Source organism: Thermogutta sp. (assembly GCF_014359955.1).
Classification (GTDB): Bacteria; Planctomycetota; Planctomycetia; order Pirellulales; family Thermoguttaceae; genus Thermogutta.
In genome coordinates this window covers 1-2,134 of sequence record NZ_JACIYL010000754.1, presented here as the reverse complement: position 1 = coordinate 2,134, position 2,134 = coordinate 1, and the positions used below count along the sequence as shown (strand labels likewise).

Below are 2,134 nucleotides of genomic sequence, written 5' to 3'. Positions count from 1 at the left end.
CTCGTTCAGCGCTGCGAACGAAGCACCGCAAATCTACGGTTACATGATTTCCGTCAACAGGCCGCCCGACGTGACACCGTTTTCCGGCTCGGGGATCAGGCGGACCATGTATCCCTGGGGGTGACGGATGGTGGTGCCGGGATCAATTCCCAGAAGCTCGTACATGCTGGCGATCAGGTCGGTTGGATGGACGGGCCGGTCTTTGACTTCGGAGCCTGTCTTGTCTGTCGCCCCGACCACATGACCACCCTTGAACCCGCCGCCTGCCACAAGAGCGGAGAAGGCCGGCCCGTAGTGGTGCCGACCGCCGTTCCATGGGGCTTCCCACGCGATCTTGGGAGTGCGGCCGAACTCTCCGCAGCACCATACAATCGTCGAATCGAGCAGGCCGCGATCGGCCAGGTCTTGAATGAGGGAAGCGAGACCGCGGTCGAACTCGGGCAGCTTCCGCCGCATGACCACGAAGTTCTCTTTGTGGGTGTCCCAACCTTTGTAGTTGATCGTAATGTAACGAACTCCGCGCTCCACCAGCCGCCGCGCGACCAAACAGGATTGACCAAAAGTGGTCATTCCATATTTCTCGCGTACTTCCTGAGGTTCTTCGCTCGGGTCAAATGCCTTGCCGCTGGTGCCCAGGATCAGGTCGTAAGCCTGTTCTTCGGCCTGCTTGACTTCCTGAATTTGGGGATCGTCTCCCAAAGCCTGGCGCAGAAGGTCCAGATTTTGCAGCAGTTCCCGGCGACTTTTTTGCCGCGCCACCGTCACCCCGGGAGATACGATCCCTTCGACTGTGAAGGGGGTTCGTGCGGGATCTCCCCCCGTGGCGAACGGTTTAAACCGCGGGCCGAGAAAACCGGCCTCAGAAAACCGGCCCTGCGGTTCGGTAAGCACGATATACGGCGGGATCAAACCGTCGTATTCTGGCGGTTGTCCCTTGAAGTAGGCCACGACTGCTCCCACGGCGGGATAGACGATCCGGTCTCCCGGCATGCGTCCCGTTTGCACAAGATAGGACGCCGTTTCATGAGCGTTGACGCCGTGCGTCATGCTACGGATGAGGCTGTATTTATCCGCGATTTTGGCCAGCTCCGTGAGCAGTTCGTTGATCCGGATGCCGCTCACGTTCGTTTCGATGGGGCTTGTGAAGGCCCCGCAGTAATCATTGCCCGCCTCGGGTTTCGGGTCGAACGTGTCCAAATGTGGTGGACCGCCCCACATCCAGATTTGAATCACGGCCTTCGCCTTTGCCGGCTTCGTGGCCGGAAGCGTCGGGTCAAAGGCCCAGGCGTGACGCGGGACAACTCCCGAGCGGCCAAGGTAAAGGGCCAGTGCACCGAATACTCCCCGTTTGAGCGCAGCACGCCGGGTCAATCGGGCGGTAAGGTGGGGCCCTTCTGCATTGAGAACCACATGGGTATTGGCGACATCGCTCATGAGTGAACCTCCCTCCATCATTCAGTGGCGATACAAAAACTCCGTACTGTTCATCAAGGCCCAAATGAGATCAATCACCATTTCCCGCGAAAGCCGCGAGGATTTCGCGCTGGTTTGTTTGAGGATTTCCCATTCTTTTTCGGTTGGGTAGCGAGAGAGAATCGTGAGGTAAAGTCGAGTGACCGTTTGCCGGGGATTGGTGTAAGAGTTCCGGGCCCATTCCAGTCCAGGACCCTGTTCGATTTTCTGCAGGATATGGCTGGAATTGAGGAGATGCAAACGCTGCGAGGCCGTCATACGGTTCGCACGCTCCGACACGAGTCCCACATCGCGGGGCGGCCGGCCGAATAGCTCGAGGAATGCACTCGTGATGCTGGCATCGCCCAGACGGACTGCCCGTTCTCCCTGGGGAATGATCGTGTAAGGCTCGGGCACCATGCTCCAGTACTCTTCACTGGTGCCCGTAATCTGGCAAATAGCATCGATGAGCACCTCGGCATCGAGCCGACGCATCGGATAGTACGCAAAGTACATCCCGGCTTTGGGGTTCTGGCTTCTGGGAATACACGACAACTGATACGTGGCGGAATTGCAAATGAGACGATAAATATGTTTGAGATCCCAACCCGAACGAACCAACTCCGACTCCAGATAAAAGAGAACTTCGGGAGCTACGGCAGGATTGTCGTCACGGATATCG

At 58.0% G+C, this 2,134-nt stretch carries 2 protein-coding genes; both read right to left on the bottom strand.

All coding sequences use genetic code 11. From position 1 onward, the window contains the following. Positions 1-39: 39 nt before the first annotated feature. Positions 40-1,434: a DUF1501 domain-containing protein gene (locus tag H5U08_RS16630; protein WP_297035625.1), complete on the bottom strand. Its 1,395-nt coding sequence runs from the start codon at positions 1,432-1,434 to the stop codon at positions 40-42. A 21-nt stretch (positions 1,435-1,455) separates the two neighbouring features. After that, positions 1,456-2,134 (bottom strand): DUF1553 domain-containing protein (locus H5U08_RS16625; RefSeq protein WP_297035622.1); only part of this gene is annotated, 679 nt, incomplete at its 5' end.

Bases quoted from the DNA above. Each gene is read 5' to 3' on its own strand.
- H5U08_RS16630 (WP_297035625.1), bottom strand. From the start codon at position 1,434: ATGAGCGATGTCGCCAATACCCATGTGGTTCTCAATGCAGAAGGGCCC.